Raw genomic sequence first — 22354 nt, 5'->3', positions numbered from 1 at the left:
CCTCTTTCCCGTACGCGGTGAATTCCGGGTGCGGGAACCGCGAATGCTCATCCGTGAATAGCGCACCGAGGTCGTCTCTGGCGCCCGCCACCTCTCGCGGCCCGCCCATCGTCCTCGGGAAAACGGCGCGTTACAGTACGGGAGTGATCAAGCGGGGACCGACGCTGGAGGACGTGGCGCGGGAGGCGGGTGTCTCCAGGGCGACGGTGTCGCGGGTCGTCAACGGGGTGCGCAACGTCGACCCGGCGATCCAGGACGTGGTGCGGCAGGCCGTCGAGCGCATCGGATACACCCCGAACAGTGCCGCCAGGAGCCTCGTGACCGGCCGCGACCCACACCCGGGCCCGCGCGCCGAGACCGTGGCGCTGGTCATCGCCGGGGCGGGCGACGAGTTCGCCGCGCGCGTCTTCGCGGATCCCTTCTTCGGGCGCGTCGTCAGCGGAGCCGTCACGTATCTGCGCGGGCGCGGGGCCCATCCGGTGCTGATGTTCGCGGAGTCCGACGACGCCAGGCGCCAGGTCGTGGACCACCTGCGGCGAGGCAGCGCGGACGGGGCGCTCGTCGTGTCCATCCAGGCGGACGACCCGCTGCCGTCGATGCTCGCCGCCTCGGGCGTTCCCCTGGTGCTGTTCGCGCGCCCGCCGGAGGCATCGGAGGGGGTGGGAGTGGACGCATCGGGTGGATCGGAGATCGCCTACGTCGACGTGGACCACCACGAGGGAGGCCGGCTCGCCGGCGCGCACCTGCTGGCCAGGGGATGCGAGCGCCTCGCCACGATCCGGGCGCCCCGGGACCTCCCGGCCGGCGCGGCCCGCCTCGCCGGGTTCCGCGAGGCCCTGGAGCGTGCCGGACGAGCCGCGCCAGCGGTGGTCGAGGGCGGGTTCACGGTGGAGAGCGGCGCGGCGGCGATGCGGCGGCTCCTCGCGGAGCACCCGGGCGTGGACGGCGTCTTCGCGGCCAACGACCTGATGGCCCAAGGGGCGTGCGAGGTGCTGCGCGAGCGGGGCCTGAGCGTGCCGGGAGACGTCGCGGTCGTCGGCTTCGACGACTCCAGCGTCGCCGTGACCTGCCGGCCGCCGCTGACGACGGTCCGCCAGCCGGTGGAACGGATGGCCGCGGCGATGGCGGAACTGCTGATCGCGCGGCTCCAGGGCGCGTCGGAGGGGCCGGCGCACGTGGTGTTCGCCCCGGAACTCGTCGTACGGGAATCGGCCTGAGGGCAACACGCGCGACGGACCCCGACAAGCCCCGTACCCCTGTCATTCCCCCCGTGGTGAATTCCTCTTTCCCTATCCGTACGAAACTGTTCCGCAGCGCTTCATGATGGGCTACTTTCGGCCACACACCCCCCTGTGATCCTTCTACTCCGGGCGGATTTCCATGAGTCGCGCCATCGTGCTGCGAGATGTGAGCAAGAAATACGGCGGTTCCCCTGTGGTGCGGCGGGTCTCCCTCACCGTCGAACCGGGCGAGTTCCTGGTGCTGCTCGGCCCCTCCGGATGCGGCAAGTCGACGGTCCTGCGGATGATCGCGGGCCTGGAGGAGATCACCGAAGGAGACCTGTACCTCGACGGCGAGCACGCCAACCACATACCGCCCCGCGAGCGCGACATCGCCATGGTCTTCCAGAACTTCGCCCTCTACCCGTCCATGACCTCGCGCGAGAACATCGGCTTCCCCCTGAAACTGCGGGACCCCTCGGCCGACCACGACCCGCAGGTCGAGTCGACCGCCCGCATGCTCGCGATAGAGGACCTCCTCGACCGGCTCCCCGGTCAGCTCTCCGGCGGGGAACGCCAGCGCGTGGCCATGGGCCGCGCCATCTCCCGGCGCCCCTCCGTCTTCCTCCTCGACGAGCCGCTCTCCAGCCTCGACGCGAAACTGCGCGGCCACCTCCGCGCCGAGATAGCCCGCCTCACCGACGAACTCGGCGTCACCACCGTCTACGTCACCCACGACCAGTCCGAGGCGATGTCCCTCGGCGACCGCGTCGCCGTCATGCGCGACGGCGTCCTCCAACAGGTCAGCCCACCGCAGGAGTTGTACGCCCGCCCCGCCAACGTCTTCGTCGCCGCCTTCGTCGGCACCCCCCGCATCAACCTCCTCGACGCCGTCGTCCACGCCCCCCTCGACGGCCCGATGAGCCTGGAACTCGGACGCCAACGCCTCCTCCTCCCCCTCCCGTTGAGCGTCGACCACCAGCTCCTGCGCATCCAACAGGGCCGCCCCATCATCGTCGGCCTCCGCTCCGAAGCCGTCCGCATCGCCCCACCCAGCCAGGCCCGCCCCGGCGAGGCCTCGCTCGTCGGCATCGTCGAGCACGTCGAATACCAGGGCCACGAAGCGCTCGTCCACCTCGACACCGGCTCCCGCCCCGCCGTCGTGGCCGACCTGGAGGCCTCCCGGCCCCGCACCGGCGGCCGCCGGGCCTCCCTGCGGAGGAAGCGCGGCCTCGGCGGCCTCCGGGCACGGGCAGCGGCCTTCGGTGTCGGCAGAGCGAGGGCCGTCCTGGAGACCGAGCGGTCCCCTTCGGGTGCCCCGTACGCCGTACCGGCCCCGACCGCCGTCCCCGCCTCCGCACCCGACCCCTACGCCGCCGCCCAGCGCCGCACCACGGGCCGCAGCGACCTCGTCCTTCGGACCGGCCCCCACGTCCGCGTCCGAACCGGCGCCCAGGTGCCGCTCCTCGTCGACCTCGCCCAGCTGTACGTCTTCGACCACCAGGGCACGAGGATCTGCCCGGCGCCGGACGCACTCCCGGGCCTGGACCAGTAGGCCCTGCCCTCAGGGGGCCGGCCATGGCCTCAGCCGGCGGGCCCCAAGTGGACGAAGCCGGCCCAGCCCCACGGATGCACGGGCGGATGCCCCCCTACCCCTGTGTCCGAGGCCAGGCGCTCCCTCAGGGCGCGCAGGGCCCGGTGAAGCGCGAGACCGGGATCGGGTTCGTCGCCCAGCGCGCGATAGAAGCCCGCGGCCAGCTCGGCACCCACCCGATCGTCCAGCTCCTGACGGACGGCGATCACATGGCGGAAGCCCGCGACATGGACGGCGGCGGCCAGATGGGCGGACTCGTCCAGGTGATCCGAGTCGGGCGTGGCGCCGTGACACGTCGACAGGTACGCGAGCACGCCTCCGGCGCGGCGCAGCCTGGTCAGGTCCGCGAGCGTCACCGGGCCGTCGAAGGCGCTGAGGGCCGTGTCCACGGGGTCGGTCACGGCCGCGGCGCCGTGCCCGGCGAAGTGGAACCAGGCGTGCCCGGGCAGGCCGTGGAGCAGCGCGGCCCGCGTCACCTCCGGCCCGTCGAGGCGGGTCACCGGCACCGGAGAGAACGCGCTCACCGACGCGACCTCGTCCGCGACGCCGTGGAGGACGTCCGCCCTGTCGTACGGGGTGGGGACCCCGGCGACCAGAAGCCGCGGCTCGGTCTGTGCGGGAGCACGCGATCCGGCCTCGGCCAGGGTCCTCAGCGTCGGCGTCTCGGAGGACACGACACGGTCGATGACGGCCCTCATGGAACCGTCGTGGTGCCCGGTGGCCGCCAGCGGGAAGGCGGTGAGAGGCCCGGTGGGGCACCACCAGACGCGCGGCCAGGGCTCGCCCTCGGCCGGAGCGGTCCGGTGCCCGAGGGCTTCCAGGACGGGCCCCGTGATGGTGTCCCAACCCCAGGCGAGCACATCCGCTATCTCGGCAACGGCGGTGCGGAACGCGACGGTCGCCGAAGGGGGCGCCGAGGAGCCGGCGGCCGACAGGAAGCCCTGGGCGTTCCCGGCGGTCCGCCACGCTTCCGTGAACCGGGCCGTTTTCTCGGCGATCTCCTGGGCGGTGACGGCGAGCGGGAGACACTCCTTACCGGCCGCCGTGACGAGGACGGCGTCGCAGCGCGTCGGCGCGACGTTGAGGACGACGACCGCGCCGCCGTCGACCGCACCCGCCAGGGAGCGCGGGGACGGCGGCCCGAGGAAGGCGTCGAACCCGTCGAGCCCGCGGATCTCCCGCACGAGCGCCCGGTGCTCGTCGTTCACCCGCGCCAGGAACTCGGCCCTGCCCCCCTCCAGCGCCCCCCGCACGTCCGCCCGTGCCGGCTGCCCGTCCGTCAGCTCTCTCGCCTGGGCGCGTACGGCCAGGAAGCGGTCGGCGAGGTCGCCGTCGACCTCCCGCAGCCGCTCGATGTCCGACTCGTGCTCGGTGAGCTGTGCCCAGAGGAGACCGCGTCCCTGCTCCAGGAAGTCGACCGCCCTTTCGGGATCGCCCGCCGCGAGGGCCCAGGCGGCGGCTTCCCGCGCGAAGCCACTCCATTCCTGGACGAGCCGCAGCCGGTCCGTCACCGTCATGCCGTGCCAGTCGATCTCGGAGAGCAGCTCCCAGGCGAGCTGGGCGCCCTCGGCGGCGGCTTGGACGCCGTCGTGGTCGTCCCGGAGGGCGCGCAGGGAGGCCCATTCCCGGGCGCACCAGGCTCGCAGGTGGATGAGGGAGCTCTTGTGCTGTCGACCCTCGTCGAAGGCGGCGAGTGCCTCGTCGTAGGCGGTGGGGATCTCGTCCAGTTCGGTCGTCACCTGGGCGAGCCGGAAGTGGAACTTCAACTGTTCGCCGAGCGTGCCCAGGAACTCCGCCCGGTTGGCATGTTCGAGGGGAATCGCGCGTACGGCGCCTCGTGCGCAGGCGATGCAGGCGGTGAGGTCCGCGATCTCGTAGCCCGTCGTGAAGCGGACCCGCAGGAGCATCGCGATCCGGCTGACGCGGCGGCCGCGTTCCACGTGGTCGGGCGGGGTCTCCTCGACGGCGCGCCGCGCGTGCGCCAATGCCTCGTTCAGGTCCGCGGGTTCCCCGGAGTGGTGGTACCGGCTCAGGAGCGCGCTGGCCAGGTTGTCCCATCGGGTCGCGGCGTGCACCTCGCCGTTCCCGGTGAGCGCCACGCACTCCCGTAGCTGGGCGATGGACCGTTCGAGATCTCCCATGTCCCCGAGCCGGCTGAACAGTTCGCCTTGGGCCGTTCCCAGGTTGTCGAGGACGGAGGCCTTGAGGCCCGGGTTGCCCGACAGTCGATCGACGGCTTCGGAGAGCGCGGCGATGGAGGCTCGCAGGTCCGTGAGGTCCCGGTTGTGGTCGTAGCGCAGTCTGAGGGCCAGGCCCAGGCGGTTGAGGGACATGGCTCGGGCGGGGCCTTCGCCGAGGTTGCCGAGGGAAGCGGTGGCCAGCTGCACGGCCTCGTATATGTCGGTCTTGGCGCCCCGCTGTTCGTACCGGACGCGCAGCAGTTGACCGAGCGTCGACGCCACCGTGGCCCAGTCGCGCGAGTCCTCCGCCAGCTGCTGCAGCACCGAGCGGAGCCGCGTGACGCACTCGTCTAGGTCTCCGGTCCGGCCCGTGCGCTGGATCCGGTCCTCCCGGAGCTCCGCGAGGACCGCGTGGAGATCGGCGTACCCGGGATCGCCGGGGCCGACTGTCGTGAGCAGCTCGTCCCCCTGCCGGATGGCCGTCTCCAGATAGAGGGGGTTGCTGTGTTCCGAGTAGAGGAACGCGAGGGCTTGGAGGGCTCTCACCTCGCCGGCGATGGCGGACGGGGACGTGTTGAGCGAGGCGATGTTCTCAAGGGCGTCCGCCTCCTGCAGACGGCCGAGGCCCGAGGCCAGGGATGCGGCCTCGTCGGCGTCCTCCAGGCTGCCGGTCACGATGGATCTGGTCGTCAGGGCGGTGTACAGGTTGCCGGTTGCCCGCCACCGATCCGGATCGTCGTGCGGGTACGCCTCCCAGGTGCGGCGTGCGGTCTCGACCAGCAAGTCCAGCGCCGCACGGGCGGGTGCGCCCGTTCCGCTCAGGGACCAGCGGCTGTGGAGCAACGTGGACAGGGTCGTCAGGTGTGCGGCGTGCCGGGGGTCCGCTTCGCCGTCGTCGTCGAGCAGGGCGCGCGCCTCCGCGATCGCCTCGTCGAGGTCCAGGGCCGAACGACAGAGCGTGGGGACGAGAGCCAGGGTTCGCCAGACCTTGTCGAGAACCGCCCACCGCGCGGGTCCGGCTTCTTCGATTCGCGCGGCTTCCTTGAAGGCTTCCAAGGCGTGGCGCAGCGTCTCCATGTCGCGGCGCGTCTCGGCGAGCGCGAACAGCGCCGCGCCCAGGTTGTCCGTGTAATGGGCCAGCCGGCCGTCGTCGGCCGGCTCGTCTCCCGGGCCGATCTCCAGGAAGCGGGAGTGCTGGAAGACCGACTCCTCAAGGAGCTCCACCTCGTAGGTGGCCCGATAGAGGAAGTACAAGGCGGTACCGAGCGAGTCGCACATCTCCGCGGTCGGGCCGGGGTCCGAAGGCCCGAGCGGCTCGGGGTCGGCCGCCTGACGCGCGAGTCGCACCGCCTGCTCCAGGACGGCGACGTCTCCGGACTCCCGGTGGCTGTCGTACTCCACATGGGCAAGGGTGTTCAATGCCTTGCGTCGCAGACGAGGAGTCGACGTCAACCGGGCGGCGATCTCCAGTACGGCCCGCGCGGTGGCGAGCCGCGCGGGCGAGCGGGCCAGCTGCGGGGCTTGCACGGAGAACGCGTCGCACGCGAAGAGGGCCAGCTCCGGTTGCTGGTCGATGAGACCGTGAGGAATCGCGGACACGGGATACGAAGTGCCCGTCGCCACTTCGAGCAGGACCGACGTGAGGATGATGGCGACGGGGGAGTCGATGTCATGGAGGTCGACCCCGCGCTCCGGGTCGAACCGGCGGAGGTGGAACCAGCACAGGGTGCTCAGCCCGTCCATGTCGAGCCTGCCGTCGTCCAAGGACGCGAGCGCGTTCCGGAGCACCGCGGCGGCCTCCGCGAGCGCCTCCGGCTCCCTGAGCAGCGTCCGGTCGCCGCTCTTCTCGTACCTCGCGAGCCGTGCGTCGAGCGCCGCTGCCGTCCCGTCGGACACGGGCGTCCCCTCCCTGTTGGAGCCGAACTGGCGCAACCGGGGGCGCTGCAAGGGAGTTGCGGCCGAAACCCCTGGTGTCTTGGTGAACTCGACGTGTCCGAGCGTGAGTTCGGTTCCCGGTAGGCAACGTCACTGATTCCCGAGGCAGTTCCTAGTGGGCAGCCCGCTCCCGCAGCGTCTCCTGCCAGGCCGGGGTGACGTCCGGGGCGGCGGGTGGGGCGGGGCGGCCGCCGCGGGCGAAGAAGTCGGCGAGGGGGAGGATGGCGGAGCCGACGGTGACGGCGTCGGGGCCGAGGGTGCCGAGGCCGATGTGGACGCGGGAGGCGGGGAAGGTGAGGGCGTACTCCTGGGCGTATCCCTTGACGGTCTCCAGGAAGCGGGTGCCGAGTTGGAGGCCGGCCCAGCCGCCGACGAGGATGCGTTCGGGCTGGAAGAGGTTGATGAGGTCGGCGAAGCCGGCGCCGAGGTATTCGGCGGTTTCCTCGAGGACGGAGAGGGCGGTGGCGTCGGGCTCGGCGTCCGGGGCGGAGGGGTAGGCGGCGGCGAGCATGGAGGTGAGGGCGGTCTCCTCGTCGGCGCCGGCCGGGGGGTTGCCGCCGGCTTCGCGCCAGCGTTCGAGGAGGGCTTCGGCGCCGGCGTAGGCCTCCAGGCAGCCGCGGGAGCCGCAGCGGCAGCGGCGGCCGCGGACGCGGACGGTGAGGTGGCCCCATTCGACGGCGCGGCCGGGGCGGAGGTCGTCGGAGACGACGGAGGCGCCGACGCCGGAGCCGAAGAGGACCACCACGGCGTTGCGGACGCCGCGTCCGGCGCCGAACCACATCTCGGCCTGGCCGAGGGTCTTGGCGCCGTTGTCGATGACGTACGGGACGGAGGGGGGCAGGGGGACGGCGGCGCGGAGGAGGCGTTCGAGGGGGACGGCGTCCCAGCCGATGGTCTGGCCGTGTACGACGGCGTGGTCGTCGGGGTCGCGGACGACGATGCCGGGGACGCCGACGCCGACGCCGAGGAGGCGGTCGGGGGAGACGCCGGCGTGGCGGACGACCTCTTCGATGCCGTCGCGGACGTGGCCGACGACGACGCCGACGTCGTAGCGGTCGACGCGGCGGGGGCCTTCGGGGTCGAGGGGGTGTTCCACGCGGGCGAGTTCGGTGAGGGCCAGGTCGAAGAGCTCGACGCGGACGCGGGTCTCGCCGACGTCGACGCCGATCATGTAGGCGCTGTTCGGGCGGATGCGGAGGAGGGTGCGGGGGCGGCCGCCGGCCGAGTCGACGCTGCCGGCCTCCTCGACGAGGCCGTCCGCGACGAGTTCGGCGACGACGTTGCTGACGGACCCCGAGCTGAGTCCGGTGGCGGGGCCCAGCGCGAAGCGGCTCATCGGCCCGTCGAAATACAACCGTTGCAGGACCGCGGTGCGGTTCTCCCGCCGCAGGTCACGCACGGTCCGGCCGCTGCGTACGCTCACCGAGCACCCTCTTCCCTTGGATCGGATTCGCAACATACCCCTGGCGGACCTCTTGACGCCACCTTCGCTTGAGGTTTAACTCACATCCTAAATTAAGTCGGGAGAGGGCTTCGGAGGTTGAACGCGAGGACGTCGCGCTCCCTCTTCCCCGACTTCCACGACCCCACGAAAGGCCCCTGGGATCATGCGCAGAATCAGAGCCGCCGCCGTCGGTGCCGTCACCCTCTCCCTCGTTCTCTCGGCAGCCGCCTGCGGCGGCGGCAGCACGGACGGGGCCGGTTCCAACTCCCAGCCCAAGACCCTCACCTACTGGGCCTCCAACCAGGGTTCGAGCCTGGAGGTCGACAAGAAGGTCCTCCAGCCCGAACTCGACAAGTTCGAGAAGGAGACCGGCATCAAGGTGAAGCTGGAGGTGGTCCCCTGGTCCGACCTCCTCAACCGCATCCTCACCGCCACCACCTCCGGCCAGGGCCCCGACGTCCTCAACATCGGCAACACCTGGAGCGCGTCCCTCCAGGCCAGCGGCGCCCTGCTGCCCTGGGACGCGAAGAACTTCGAGAAGATCGGCGGCAAGGACCGCTTCGTCGACTCCGCGCTCGGCTCCACCGGTGTCCAGGGCCAGGACCCGGCGGCGGTGCCGCTGTACTCCATGGCGTACGCGCTCTACTACAACAAGAAGATGTTCAAGGACGCCGGCGTGGAGAAGCCCCCGGCCACCTGGGACGAACTGATCGCCACCGGCAAGAAGATCACCCAGGGCGGCGGCTCCGGCATCGGCGTCGAGGGCTCCAACCTCTCCAACAACATCCACCAGGTCTTCGTCCTCGGCAAGCAGCACGGCGCCGACTTCTTCACCCCCGACGGCAAGGCCGACTTCACCTCCGACGGTGCCGTCGCCGCCGTCAAGCAGTACGTCGACCTCATGGCCAGCCACAAGATCGTCGCCCCTGGCAACGCCGAGTACGCCCAGAACCAGTCCCTCAGCGACTTCGCCAAGAACAAGACCGCCATGGTCCTCTGGCAGACCGCCTCCGCCACCTTCAAGTCCCAGGGCATGAGCGACGACGAGTGGGGCGTCGCCCCCGCGCCCGTCCCCTCCGGCGCCCCCGGCCAGGGCACGTCCACCAACTCCATGGTCGCCGGCATCAACCTCGCCGTCTTCAAGAACACCAAGAACATCGACGGCGCCCTCAAGTTCGTGAACTTCATGACCGGCGACGCGGAACAGAAGATCCTCAACACGGCCTACGGCTCCATCCCGCCCGTCAAGGCCGCCCAGCAGGACCCCGCGTTCAACACCCCCGCCGTCGCCGTCCTCCGCGACACCCTCGCCACCAGCGCCGCCGCCCTGCCGCAGGTCCCCGAGGAGTCGCAGTTCGAGACCGTCGTCGGCACCGCCGTCAAGGAGCTGTTCGCCGACGCCGCCGCGGGCCGCGCCGTCACCACCGAGTCCGTACGGGCCAAGCTCGAAAAGGCCCAGCAGCAGATGCCCAAGAAGTGAGTCCGGACGCCACCATGACCACCACCGCCCCCGAGAAGACCGGCGGACGGAACGGACAGCGGCACACCCCCGGGACGGCGCCCCGCACGCGCCGCCCCGGGCGGCTCCGGGCCCTCGGCCTGCCGTACCTGCTGCTCCTGCCGGCCCTGCTCCTGGAACTCCTCGTCCACCTCGTCCCGATGCTCATCGGCATCGCGATGAGCTTCCGGGAACTCACCCAGTTCTTCATCCGCGACTGGAGCAGCGCGCCCTGGGCCGGCCTGGACAACTACGCCGTCTCGGTCGACTTCGACGCCCCCGTCGGCGAGGCCCTGCTCGCCTCCTTCCTCACCACCTGCCTCTTCACCCTCTGCTCGGTCGGCCTGTGCTGGCTGCTCGGCACCGCGGCCGCGATCTTCATGCAGGAGACCTTCCGAGGCCGCGGCTTCCTGCGCGCCCTCTTCCTCGTCCCGTACGCCCTGCCGGTCTACGCGGCGGTCATCACCTGGGCGTTCATGTTCCAGCGGGACAACGGCCTGGTGAACCACGTCCTGCACGACCAGCTCGGCATCGGCGACAGCCCCGCCTTCTGGCTCATCGGCGACAACGCCTTCGTGACCCTGCTCGTCGTCTCCGTCTGGAAGGGCTGGCCCTTCGCCTTCCTCATCATGATGGCCGGGCTTCAGAACATCCCCAAGGAGATCTACGAGGCCGCGGCCCTCGACGGCGCGGGCGTCTGGCAGCAGATCCGCCGCATCACCCTGCCGTCGCTGCGCTCCGTCAACCAGGTCCTGGTCCTCGTCCTCTTCCTGTGGACCTTCAACGACTTCAACACCCCCTTCGTCCTCTTCGGGAAGGCGGCCCCCGAATCCGCCGACCTGATCTCCCTGCACATCTACCAGTCCTCGTTCCAGACCTGGAACTTCGGCACCGGCTCGGCCATGTCCGTCCTGCTGCTGCTCTTCCTGCTGGTCGTCACGGGCGGCTACCTGCTCCTCACCACCCGGGGAAGGAAGACGAGCGATGTCTGACACCGCACGAAGGCGCCCGCGCTCCCCGATGGCCGCGCCCCGCTCCTTCCTCTGGAGCCGCCGGATCTTCCTCACCCTGCTCACCGGCTTCGTCCTGCTGCCGGTGTACGTGATGATCTCCAGCTCCCTCAAACCCCTTGAGGACGTCTCGGGGAAGTTCCAGTGGATCCCCTCCGGGCTCACCCTGCGCCCGTACGCCGACATCTGGGAGACCGTCCCGCTCGCCGACTACTTCGTGAACTCGGTGGTCGTGGCCGGGGCCGCGACGGTCTGCTCCGTCGTCATCGCGATCTTCGCGGCCTACGCCGTCAGCCGCTACGCCTTCCGCGGCAAACGCGTCTTCACCGTCACCGTCCTGTCCACGCAGATGTTCCCCGGCATCCTCTTCCTGCTGCCGCTGTTCCTCATCTACGTCAACATCGGCAACGCCACCGGCATCGCCCTCTTCGGCTCGCGCGGCGGTCTGATCCTCACGTATCTGACCTTCTCGCTGCCCTTCTCCATCTGGATGCTCATCGGCTACTTCGACGCCGTCCCGCGCGACCTCGACGAAGCCGCCAAGGTCGACGGCTGCGGACCCCTCGGGGCCCTCTTCCGGGTCGTCATCCCCGCGGCGGTCCCCGGTATCGTCGCCGTCGCCGTCTACGCCTTCATGACCGCCTGGGGCGAAGTCCTCTTCGCCTCCGTCATGACCAACGACACCACCCGCACCCTCGCCGTCGGCCTCCAGGGCTACGCCACCCAGAACGACGTCTACTGGAACCAGGTCATGGCCGCCTCGCTCGTGGTCAGCGTCCCCGTCGTCGCCGGCTTCCTCCTCCTCCAGCGCTACCTCGTCACCGGCCTCACCGCGGGCGCGGTCAAGTGACGCCCACCACCGGCGCCGGCGCCCCCGAAAGGACTCCCGTGTCTGCACCGCTCGACCTCGCCGCCTTCCCGCCCTCCTTCACCTGGGGCACGGCCACGTCCGCGTACCAGATCGAGGGCGCCGTCGCCGAGGACGGCCGCGCCCCCTCGATCTGGGACACCTTCTCCCGCACCCCCGGCGCCGTCGACAACGGCGACCACGGGGACACCGCCTGCGACCACTACCACCGCTGGCCCCAGGACGTCGCCCTCATGAAGGAGCTGGGCACCGACGCCTACCGGCTCTCCGTCGCCTGGCCCCGCGTGGTCCCCGGCGGCGACGGACCCGTCAACGCGCCCGGACTCGACTTCTACGACCGGCTCGTCGACGGACTCCTCGACGCCGGCATCACCCCCTCCGTCACCCTCTACCACTGGGACCTGCCGCAGGCCCTCCAGGACCGCGGCGGCTGGACCGTCCGCGAGACGGCCGAACACCTCGCGGCCTACGCCACCGTCGTCGCCGAACGCCTCGGCGACCGCGTCACCCAGTGGGCCACGCTCAACGAACCCCTCTGCTCCGGCTGGATAGGCCACCTCGAAGGCCGCATGGCCCCGGGCCTCACCGACCTCACGGCCGCCGTCCGCGCCTCGTACCACCTGCTGCTCGCCCACGGCCTCACCACCCAGGCCGTCCGCGCGGCCGCCCCCGGCGCCCGGATCGGTCTGGTCACCAACCACTCGACCGTCGCCCCCGCCTCCACCCGGCCCGAGGACATCGCCGCCGCCGTCCGCATGGACGGTCACACCAACCGCTGGTGGCTCGACCCGGTATACGGCCGCGGCTTCCCCGCCGACATGCGCGAGCTGTACGGCGTCGAACTCCCCGAGCGACCGGGGGACCTGGAGACCATCGCGAGCCCGCTCGACTGGCACGGCCTCAACTACTACTTCCCGGCCACCGTCGCCGACGATCCGGCCGGCCCCGTCCCGTACGCCGCCGAGGTCCGGCTGCCCGACGTCCCGCGCACCGGTATGGACTGGCAGATCGACGCGGGCGGCCTGGAGGCCTTCCTCCTGCGGCTCACCGAGGACTACGGCGTCCGCAAGCTGTACGTCACCGAGAACGGCTCCGCCTTCCCCGACACCGTCGGCCCCGACGGCGAGGTCCACGACCCGGACCGCGCCCGCTACCTGGAGCAGCACCTCGCCGCCTGCGCCTCCGCCCTGCGCAAGGGCGCCCCGCTGGCCGGCTACTACGCCTGGTCCCTGCTCGACAACTTCGAATGGGCCTACGGCTACGACAAGCGCTTCGGCCTCGTCCACGTCGACTACGCGACCCAGCGGCGCACCGTGAAGACGAGCGGGCGACGGTACGCCGACATCATCCGCGCCCACCGGGAGGCCACCGCCGGCTGACCCACCTCGCACCTCACCCACGAGAGCCGCCCCGGGCACACCGCCGGGGCGGCCTTCGGCATGCCCGCGCGACAGCGGCCCGAACCCGGCGGCCCGATGTGTGCGTACCGGTCGATGTCGGGCGGGCTCGATTGCGGGGAGCTGCAACTCGCTTGCGTGACTTGCGCTACGCTTGCGTTCATGACGCGACGACTTGCTCAAGTGGCGAAGAAGGTGGGGGTCAGCGAGGCCACGGTCAGCCGTGTCCTCAACGGCAAGCCCGGGGTCTCCGAAGCGACACGGCAGTCCGTGCTCACCGCCCTGGACGTCCTCGGATACGAGCGCCCCACGCAGCTGCGCGGCGAGCGCGCCCGGCTCGTCGGCCTGGTCCTGCCGGAGCTCCAGAACCCGATCTTCCCGGCGTTCGCCGAGGTCATCGGCGGCGCGCTGGCCCAGCAGGGGCTGACCCCCGTGCTGTGCACCCAGACCAAGGGCGGCGTCTCCGAGGCGGACTACGTGGAGCTGCTGCTCCAGCAGCAGGTCTCCGGCGTGGTCTTCGCCGGAGGGCTCTTCGCGCAGGCCGCCGCACCGCACGACCACTACCACCAGCTGGCCGAGCGCAACATCCCGGTCGTCCTGATCAACGCGGCGATCGAAGGGCTCGACTTCCCCTGCGTCTCCTGCGACGACGCCGTCGCCGTCGAGCAGGCCTGGCGCCACCTCGCCTCCCTCGGACACGAGCGGATCGGCCTGGTCCTCGGGCCCGGCGACCACATCCCCTCGCGCCGCAAGCTCGAAGCAGCCCGCGCCCTCGCCGCAGCCTCCGGCAAGGAGCTGTCCGACGAGTTCGTCGAGCGGTCGATCTTCTCCCTCGAAGGCGGACAGGCCTCCGCCGCGCGGCTCCTGGAGCGCGGGGTCACCGGGATCGTCTGCGCCAGCGACCCGCTGGCCCTCGGGGCGATCAGGGCGGCGCGCCGCCGGGGCCTCTCGGTCCCGGACGACGTGTCGGTCGTCGGCTTCGACGACTCGGCCTTCATGAACTGCACCGAGCCGCCGCTCTCGACCGTCCGGCAGCCCATCGAGGCCATGGGCCGCGCGGTCGTCGAGCTGCTCTGCGCCCAGATCCAGGGCACCCAGACCCACCCCGGCGAGCTGCTCTTCGAGCCCGAACTCGTCGTCAGGGGTTCGACGGCGCAGCCGCCCGTCGGCTGAGTCAGGGCCCCGCCACACGCTCTTCCGTCCCGCCGGCACCGGCACCGAGGACGCCTCCCGAGGCGCCCGGTGCCGGTGCTTTTTTGCGTCCCGCTGTTCCCCGACCGTTGACAAAGTCGTGACCCGGTAGAAACCTGTCACCTCGGCGCCGCAAAAGATTGACTGAATCGCTCAAAAGTCAGGTTGCGCGCCGCATTTCACTGTCGGAGTCATGCCGGGTTCCCGCCGAACGCCCCTGTCGCTCTCCTCTCCGCAGGTAGCGCCCGAGCCGCGGCCCGGATCGTGGAAAGGTCACCATGAGAGGCACACACCTGAGCCGGCGGCTCACGGCCGGCGCGCTGACCGCCGGCCTGCTCGCCATCGGGCTGCTACCCGCCCCCGCGCACGCCGCCGCCCCGGCCGCGGAACCCAACCTGGCGCTGGGCAGGGCGGTGACGGCCGGCGGCGCCCACGGCTCCTACCCGGCCCGCAACGTCACCGACGGCAGCCAGCAGTCCTACTGGGAAGGGCCCGCGGGCTCGTTCCCCCAGTGGGTGCAGATCGACCTCGGCGCCGCGGTGAGCGTCGACCGGATCGCGCTGAAACTCCCCACCGGCTGGGAGGCGCGCTCCGAGGCGGTCGGTGTCCTCGGCAGCACCGACGGCGCCGCCTTCACCTCCCTCTCCGCCCCGCGCGCCCGCGCCTTCGACCCCGCCGCAGCCAACACGGTGGACATCGACCTCACCACGGCCACCACCCGCTACCTGCGCATCCAGGTCGACTCCAACACCGGCTGGAACGCCGCCCAGTTGTCCGAGGTCGAGGTCTACGGCGAACCCGGCGGCCCCGTCGATCCGCCCGTCGAGGGGACCAACCTGGCCCGCGGCAAGCCGATCGAGGCCACCTCCACCACCCAGAACTACGTGGCCACCCACGCCAACGACGACAACGCCGCCACGTACTGGGAATCGGCCGGATTCCCCGCCGACCTGACCGTCCGGCTCGGCGCCGACGCGGACATCAGCGCGGTCGTCGTCAAGCTGAACCCCGACGTCGTCTGGGGCCCGCGCACCCAGTCCTTCCAGGTTCTCGGCCGCCCGCAGGGAGCGAGCGGCTTCACCTCCCTGAAGGCCCGCGCCGACTACGCCTTCAGCCCCTCCTCCGGCGGGAACTCCGTCGTCGTCCCGGTCACCGGCCGCTACGCGGACCTCCGGCTGGCCTTCTCCTCCAACACCGGCGCCCCCGGCGCCCAGGTCGCCGAGATCCAGGTCCTCGGCACGGCCGCCCCGAACCCCGACCTCGTCGTCACCGACCTGACCTGGACCCCGTCCGCGCCCTCCGAGGCCGACACCGTCACGGTCGCCGCCACGGTCCGCAACGCCGGCACCGCGACCGCGCCCGCCACGACCGTGAACGTCAGCGTCGAGGGCACCGTCGCCGGATCGGCTCCGGTGGCCTCCCTCCCCGCCGGAGCCTCCGCGACCGTCGCCGTACCCGTCGGCAAGCGCCCCATGGGCTCGTACACCGTCTCCGCCGTCGTCGACCCGGCCGACACGGTCCCCGAACAGGACAACGGCAACAACAGCCGTACCGCCGCCGGCAAGCTGACCGTCGGTCAGAGCCCGGGCCCCGACCTGAAGGTCACCGGCATCACCAGCAACCCGTCGGCGCCCGCCGTCGGCGCGGCCGTCTCCTTCGCCGTCACCGTCCAGAACCGCGGCACCACCGCCGTCCCGGCCGGCACGATCACCCGCCTCACCGCGGGCACGACCACCCTCCAGGGCACCACGCCGGGCATCGCCGCCGGTGAGACCGCCACCGTCGCCATCGCCGGAACGTGGACGGCCACCAGCGGCGGCGCCACCCTGACCGCCACGGCCGACGCCACCGGCACCGTCGCCGAGACCGACGAGACGAACAACGTCCTCGCCCGCTCCCTCGTCGTCGGACGCGGCGCGGCCCTGCCGTACACGGAGTACGAGGCGGAGGACGCCCGCTACCAGGGCACGCTGTTGACCAGCGACCAGAAGCGGACCTTCGGGCACACCAACTTCGCCACCGAGTCCTCCGGCCGCCGCTCCGTGCGGCTCACCGCCACCGGCCAGTTCGTCGAGTTCACCTCCACCAACGCCGCGAACTCCATCGTCGTCCGCAACTCGATCCCCGACGCCCCCTCCGGCGGCGGCACCGAGGCGACCATCAGCCTCTACGTCAACGACACCTTCCTGCGCAAGCTCACCCTCTCCTCCAAGCACAGCTGGCTCTACGGCACCACCGACAGCCCCGAAGGCCTGACGAACACCCCCCAGGGCGACGCGCGCCGGCTCTTCGACGAGTCCCACGCGCTCCTGACCCAGACCTACCCGGTGGGCACGAAGTTCCGGCTCCAGCGGGACTCCGGCGACACCGCCGCCTTCTACGTCCTCGACCTTATCGACCTGGAGCAGGTCGCCCCCGCCGCCACCCAGCCGGCCGGCTGCGTCTCCATCACCACCTACGGAGCCGTCCCCAACGACGGCATCGACGACACCGACGCCATCCAGCGGGCCGTCACCGCCGACCAGAAGGGCGAGATCGGCTGCGTCTGGATCCCCGCGGGCCAGTGGCGCCAGGAGCAGAAGATCCTCACCGACGACCCGCTGAACCGCGGCGAGTTCAACCAGGTCGGCATCCGCGACGTGACCATCCGCGGCGCCGGCATGTGGCACACCCAGCTCTACACCACCACCCCGCCCCACCAGGCGGGCGGCATCAACCACCCGCACGAGGGCAACTTCGGCTTCGACATCGACCAGAACACCCGCATCTCCGACCTCGCCATCTTCGGCTCCGGCACCATCCGCGGCGGCGACGGCAACGCCGAGGGCGGCGTCGGGCTCAACGGACGCTTCGGCACCGGCACCAAGATCAGCAACGTGTGGATCGAGCACGCCAACGTCGGCGTCTGGGCCGGCCGCGACTACTCCAACATCCCCGAACTCTGGGGCCCCGGCGACGGCGTGGAGTTCACCGGCATGCGCATCCGCAACACCTACGCCGACGGCATCAACTTCGCCAACGGCACCCGCAACTCGACCGTGTACGACTCCTCGTTCCGCAACACCGGCGACGACGCGCTCGCCGTCTGGTCCAGCAAGTACGTCAAGGACACCTCGGTCGACATCGGCCACGACAACCACTTCCGCAACAACACGATCCAGCTGCCCTGGCGCGCCAACGGCATTGCCGTATACGGCGGTTACGGCAACACCATCGAGAACAACATCATCTCCGACACCATGAACTACCCCGGGATCATGCTGGCCACCGACCACGACCCGCTGCCCTTCACCGGCCAGACCCTCATCGCCGGCAACGCCCTGTACCGCACCGGCGGGGCGTTCTGGAACGAGGACCAGGAGTTCGGCGCCATCACCCTGTTCGCACAGGGCCAGGACATCCCCGGCGTCACCATCCGCGACACCGACATCAGCGACTCGACCTACGACGGCATCCAGTTCAAGACCGGCGGCGGCGCCATGCCCGACGTACGGATCACCGACGTCCGCATCGACGGGTCCAGGAACGGCTCCGGGATCCTCGCGATGAGCGGAGCCAGGGGCAGCGCCACCCTCAAGAACGTCACGATCACCGGCAGCGCCGAGGGAGACGTCCTCGTCGAGCCCGGTTCCCAGTTCGTCGTCAACCGGGCCGGCTGACCCCCGTGCCCACCCACCGAGAGCGAGGACAGACGACCATGCGCACCTGGAGATCACGGGCCCTGAGCGCCGCGATCGCGACCAGCCTCCTGGCCCTGGGCGGCCCCCTCACCACCGCCACGGCGGCGGGCGGCCCCAACATCGCCCTGGGCGACGCCACCGCCGCGGCCAGCGCCCACGCCGAGTACGGCGCCGCGAACATCACCGACGGGAACCAGTCGACGTACTGGCAGAGCGCCGGCAGCACCCTGCCCCAGTGGGTCCAGGTCGACCTGGGCGCCACGACCAGGGTCGACGAGGTGGTCCTGAAGCTCCCCGCGGGCTGGGAGAGCCGCAACCAGACGCTCTCCGTCCAGGGCAGCGCCGACGGAACCAGCTTCACCACCCTCAAGAGCTCCGCCGCCTACACCTTCGCCCCGGGCGCCGCCAACACGGTCACGGTCGCCTTCCCGGCCTCCCAGACCCGGTTCGTACGCGTCGACATCACCGCCAACACCGGCTGGCAGGCCGCCCAGCTCTCCGAACTGGAGGTCCACGCCGCCGACGGCTCCTCGGGCAACCTCGCGAGCGGCCGCACCCTCACCGCGAGCAGCCACACCGAGGTCTACACGGCGGGCAACGCCAACGACGGCAACCGGGCCACCTACTGGGAGAGCGCCAACAACGCCCTGCCCCAGTGGCTCCAGGCCGACCTCGGCTCCTCCGTACGCGTCGACCGCGTCGTCCTGCGGCTGCCCGAGACCTGGGGCGCCCGCAGCCAGACCCTGAAGATCCAGGGCAGCACCGACGGCACCACGTTCACCGACCTCACCGCCGCCCGGGCCTACGCCTTCGACACCACCACCGGCCACTCGGCGACCCTCGCCTTCGACGCCACGACCACCCGCTTCGTACGGGTCCTGGTCACCGCCAACACCGGCCAGCCCGCCGCCCAGATATCCGAACTGGAGGTCTACGGCCCGACCGGCGGCGACACCCAGGCTCCCTCCGCACCGACCGGCCTGGCCTACACCGAACCCGCCACCGGCCAGATCAAGCTGACCTGGAACGCGGCCACCGACAACACCGTCGTCACCGGCTACGACGTCTACGCCAACGGGTCGCTCCTCACCAGCCTCGCCGGCGACGTCACCACGTTCACCGACAACCGGCCCGCGAACCAGACCGTCTCCTACCGCGTCCGGGCCAGGGACGCGGCGGGCAACCAGTCGGCCGACAGCAACACCGTCACCCGCACCGGAGACGCCGGCGACACCCAGGCCCCCACCGCACCGGCGAACCTCGCCTACACCGAACCCGCCACCGGCCAGATCAGGCTCACCTGGAACGCGGCCACCGACAACACCGCCGTCACCGGCTACGACGTCTACGCCAACGGGACCCTGCGCACCACCGTCGCCGGCGGCGTCACCACCTACACCGACACCCAGCCCGCCTCGGCCACCGTCACCTACCGCGTCAGGGCCAAGGACGCGGCCGGCAACCAGTCGGTGGACAGCAACAGCGTCACCCGCAACGGCACCGGCGGCACCGGCTCCGACCTCGCCGTGGCCAAGCCCATCAGCGCCTCCTCCACGGTCCACACCTACGTCGCCGAGAACGCCAACGACAACAATCTGTCGACGTACTGGGAAGGCGCGGGCGGCAGCTACCCGAACACCCTCACCGTCAAGCTCGGCGCCAATGCCGACCTCGACCGGCTCGTGCTCCGGCTCAACCCCGACAGCGCCTGGGCGGCCCGCTCGCAGACCGTCGAGGTCCTCGGCCGCGAACAGAGCGCCACCGCCTTCACCACGCTCGCCGCCGCGAAGAGCCTCCGCTTCGACCCGGCGGACGGCAACAGCGTCACCGTCCCCGTCTCCGGGCGCGTCGCCGACGTCCAGCTGAAGTTCACCGCCAACACCGGCGCCCCCGCCGGCCAACTCGCCGACTTCCAGGTCATCGGCGTCCCGGCACCCAACCCCGACCTGGAGGTCACCGGCCTCACCGTCTCGCCCGCCGCCCCGGTGGAGTCCGACCCCATCACCGTGTCGGCCACCGTCCGCAACAGCGGCCCGGCCGCCGCACCCGCCAGCGCCGTCGCCCTGCGGCTGAACGGCACCAAGGTCGCCACCGCACAGGTCGGCGCCCTCGCCGCCGGAGCGCAGACCACGGTCAGCGCCTCCATCGGCGCCCGCGAAGCCGGCAGCTACCAGCTGAGCGCCGTCGCCGACGAGGCCGGCGCCGTCATCGAACAGAACGAGTCCAACAACACCCACACCAGCCCCACCGCCCTCGTCGTCAAGCCGGTCGCGGGATCCGACCTGATCACCGCCTCGGTGACGAGCACCCCGTCGAGCCCGGCCGCCGGAGACACCGTCACCTTCAAGGCGACCGTCAGGAACCAGGGCACCGACGCCAGTGCCCCGGGCAGCCACGGCGTGACCCTCAGCCTCCTCGACTCCACCGGTACCACGGTCAAGACGCTCACCGGCGCCCACACCGGCAGCCTCGCACCCGGCGCCAGCGCCGAGGTGACCCTCGGACCCTGGACCGCGGCCAACGGCTCGTACACCGTGCGGACCGTCCTCGCCGACGACGGCAACGAACCGCCGGCCAAGCGCGCCAACAACACCACCACGCAGCCGCTGTTCGTCGGCCGCGGCGCCCACATGCCCTACGACATGTACGAGGCGGAGGACGCCACCGCGGGCGGCGGCGCCACCGTCGTCGGACCCAACAGGACCGTCGGCGACATCGCGGGCGAGGCATCGGGCCGCAAGGCCGTCAACCTGGACGCGACCGGCGAGTACGTCGAGTTCACCACCCGCGCCGCCACCAACACCCTGGTCACCCGGTTCTCCATCCCGGACGCCCCGGGCGGCGGCGGCATCGACTCCACCATCAACGTCTACGTCGACGGCGTCTTCAAGAAGGCGCTCCCGCTCACCTCGAAGTACGCCTGGCTGTACGGCAACGAGACCGCCCCCGGCAACTCCCCGGGCTCCGGTGCCCCCCGCCACATCTACGACGAGGCGCACCTCCTCCTCGGCGAGACGGTGCCGGCGGGCGCGAAGATCCGCCTCCAGAAGGACGCCGCCAACACCTCCACGTACGCCATCGACTTCGTGAACCTGGAGAAGGTCGCCCCGGCCGCGAACCCCGACCCGGCCACGTACACCGTGCCCGCCGGGACCACGCACCAGGACGTGCAGAACGCGCTCGACAAGGTCCGCATGGACACCACCGGCACCCTCGTCGGCGTCTACCTGCCGCCGGGCGACTACCAGACGTCGAGCAAGTTCCAGGTGTACGGCAAGGCCGTCAAGGTCGTCGGCGCCGGACCGTGGTTCACGAAGTTCCACGCCCCCACCACCCAGGACAACACGGACGTCGGCTTCCGCGCCGAGGCCTCGGCGAAGGGCTCCCTCTTCAAGGGCTTCGCCTACTTCGGCAACTACACCTCACGGATCGACGGCCCGGGCAAGGTGTTCGACTTCTCCAACGTCTCGGACATCGTCATCGACGACATCTGGAACGAGCACATGGTCTGCCTCTACTGGGGCGCCAACACCGACCGCATGACCATCAAGAACTCCCGCATCCGCAACCTCTTCGCCGACGGCGTCAACATGACCAACGGCTCCACCGACAACCTCGTCACCAACAACGACGCCAGGGCCACAGGCGACGACAGCTTCGCGCTGTTCTCGGCCATCGACGCCGGCGGCGCCGACATGAAGAACAACGTCTACGAGAACCTCACCACCACCCTCACCTGGCGGGCCGCGGGCGTCGCCGTCTACGGCGGCTACGACAACACCTTCCGCAACATCCACATCGCCGACACCCTCGTCTACTCCGGAATCACCATCTCTTCCCTCGACTTCGGCTACCCGATGAACGGCTTCGGGACCGGACCCACGACCTTCGAGAACATCTCCGTCGTCCGGGCCGGCGGCCACTTCTGGGGCGCGCAGACCTTCCCCGGCATCTGGGTCTTCTCCGCCTCGAAGGTCTTCCAGGGGATCAGGGTCAACCACGTCGACATCGTCGACCCCACCTACAGCGGGGTGATGTTCCAGACGAACTACGTCGGCGGCCAACCCCAGTTCCCCATCAAGGACACCGTCTTCACCGACGTCTCGGTCACCGGCGCCCGCAAGAGCGGTGACGCCTACGACGCCAAGTCCGGCTTCGGCCTCTGGGCCAACGAGATGCCCGAGTCGGGACAGGGCCCGGCCGTGGGTGAAGTGACCTTCAACGGCCTCGAACTGAACGGCAACGCCGTCGACGTGCGCAACACCACATCCACCTTCAAGATCCACATCAACCCGTAGTGCCGGCGGCCCTCGGGCCGCCTCCCACCCGCCACCGGC

At 71.1% G+C, this 22354-nt stretch carries 11 protein-coding genes; 9 read left to right on the top strand and 2 right to left on the bottom strand.

Annotated features, from left to right (window positions below; translation table 11 throughout):
- Nucleotides 1–143: 143 nt before the first annotated feature.
- A complete protein-coding gene (locus tag ACZ7G1_RS15765; protein ID WP_470881178.1) occupies nucleotides 144–1217 on the top strand; it encodes a LacI family DNA-binding transcriptional regulator in 1074 nt (357 codons plus the stop codon).
- A 163-nt stretch (nucleotides 1218–1380) separates the two neighbouring features.
- Nucleotides 1381–2775 carry an ABC transporter ATP-binding protein gene (locus ACZ7G1_RS15760; RefSeq protein WP_470881176.1) on the top strand — a complete coding sequence of 465 codons (1395 nt, stop codon included), beginning with the start codon at nucleotides 1381–1383 and terminating at the stop codon, nucleotides 2773–2775.
- Nucleotides 2776–2804: 29 nt separating this feature from the next.
- On the opposite strand, the gene ACZ7G1_RS15755 is transcribed toward ACZ7G1_RS15760, so the two are convergent.
- Both ACZ7G1_RS15755 and ACZ7G1_RS15750 read right to left on the bottom strand, forming a co-directional pair.
- Nucleotides 2805–6890: a CHAT domain-containing protein gene (locus ACZ7G1_RS15755; RefSeq protein WP_470881174.1), complete on the bottom strand. Its 4086-nt coding sequence runs from the start codon at nucleotides 6888–6890 to the stop codon at nucleotides 2805–2807.
- Nucleotides 6891–7041: 151 nt separating this feature from the next.
- Nucleotides 7042–8352 (bottom strand): ROK family protein, encoded by a 1311-nt coding sequence (locus ACZ7G1_RS15750; RefSeq protein ID WP_470881172.1) that lies wholly within the window; start codon nucleotides 8350–8352, stop codon nucleotides 7042–7044.
- 184 nt (nucleotides 8353–8536) lie between these two features.
- Between ACZ7G1_RS15750 and ACZ7G1_RS15745 the strand changes: the two genes are divergently transcribed.
- The 7 genes from ACZ7G1_RS15745 to ACZ7G1_RS15715 all read left to right on the top strand — a co-directional run bounded on the left by ACZ7G1_RS15745 (nucleotide 8537) and on the right by ACZ7G1_RS15715 (nucleotide 22315).
- Nucleotides 8537–9853, top strand: coding sequence for an ABC transporter substrate-binding protein (locus tag ACZ7G1_RS15745; protein ID WP_470881171.1), 1317 nt, complete (start codon nucleotides 8537–8539; stop codon nucleotides 9851–9853).
- A 14-nt stretch (nucleotides 9854–9867) separates the two neighbouring features.
- Nucleotides 9868–10863: a carbohydrate ABC transporter permease gene (locus ACZ7G1_RS15740; RefSeq protein WP_470881170.1), complete on the top strand. Its 996-nt coding sequence runs from the start codon at nucleotides 9868–9870 to the stop codon at nucleotides 10861–10863.
- 28 nt (nucleotides 10864–10891) lie between these two features.
- The gene (locus tag ACZ7G1_RS15735) at nucleotides 10892–11731 is read left to right on the top strand and encodes a carbohydrate ABC transporter permease (RefSeq protein ID WP_470881241.1); all 840 of its coding nucleotides are present in this window, start codon (nucleotides 10892–10894) and stop codon (nucleotides 11729–11731) included.
- A 38-nt stretch (nucleotides 11732–11769) separates the two neighbouring features.
- Nucleotides 11770–13128, top strand: coding sequence for a GH1 family beta-glucosidase (locus ACZ7G1_RS15730; protein ID WP_470881169.1), 1359 nt, complete (start codon nucleotides 11770–11772; stop codon nucleotides 13126–13128).
- Nucleotides 13129–13308: 180 nt separating this feature from the next.
- Nucleotides 13309–14319, top strand: a complete 1011-nt coding sequence (locus ACZ7G1_RS15725; protein ID WP_470881168.1) for a LacI family DNA-binding transcriptional regulator — start codon at nucleotides 13309–13311, stop codon at nucleotides 14317–14319.
- Nucleotides 14320–14615: 296 nt separating this feature from the next.
- Nucleotides 14616–17996, top strand: a complete 3381-nt coding sequence (locus ACZ7G1_RS15720; protein ID WP_470881167.1) for a CARDB domain-containing protein — start codon at nucleotides 14616–14618, stop codon at nucleotides 17994–17996.
- Between the two features lie 38 nt (nucleotides 17997–18034).
- Nucleotides 18035–22315, top strand: coding sequence for a discoidin domain-containing protein (locus tag ACZ7G1_RS15715; protein WP_470881165.1), 4281 nt, complete (start codon nucleotides 18035–18037; stop codon nucleotides 22313–22315).
- The last annotated feature ends 39 nt before the right edge of the window (nucleotides 22316–22354 follow it).

Source organism: Streptomyces sp. NPDC037273 (assembly GCF_055603625.1).
Note: the sequence above shows the minus strand (reverse complement) of the source record. Positions and strands in the feature narration are given on the sequence as shown.

Bases quoted from the DNA above. Each gene is read 5' to 3' on its own strand.
- ACZ7G1_RS15760 (WP_470881176.1), top strand. From the start codon at position 1,381: ATGAGTCGCGCCATCGTGCTGCGAGATGTGAGCAAGAAATACGGCGGT.
- ACZ7G1_RS15745 (WP_470881171.1), top strand. From the start codon at position 8,537: ATGCGCAGAATCAGAGCCGCCGCCGTCGGTGCCGTCACCCTCTCCCTC.
- ACZ7G1_RS15740 (WP_470881170.1), top strand. From the start codon at position 9,868: ATGACCACCACCGCCCCCGAGAAGACCGGCGGACGGAACGGACAGCGG.
- ACZ7G1_RS15735 (WP_470881241.1), top strand. From the start codon at position 10,892: ATGGCCGCGCCCCGCTCCTTCCTCTGGAGCCGCCGGATCTTCCTCACC.
- ACZ7G1_RS15725 (WP_470881168.1), top strand. From the start codon at position 13,309: ATGACGCGACGACTTGCTCAAGTGGCGAAGAAGGTGGGGGTCAGCGAG.
- ACZ7G1_RS15720 (WP_470881167.1), top strand. From the start codon at position 14,616: ATGAGAGGCACACACCTGAGCCGGCGGCTCACGGCCGGCGCGCTGACC.
- ACZ7G1_RS15715 (WP_470881165.1), top strand. From the start codon at position 18,035: ATGCGCACCTGGAGATCACGGGCCCTGAGCGCCGCGATCGCGACCAGC.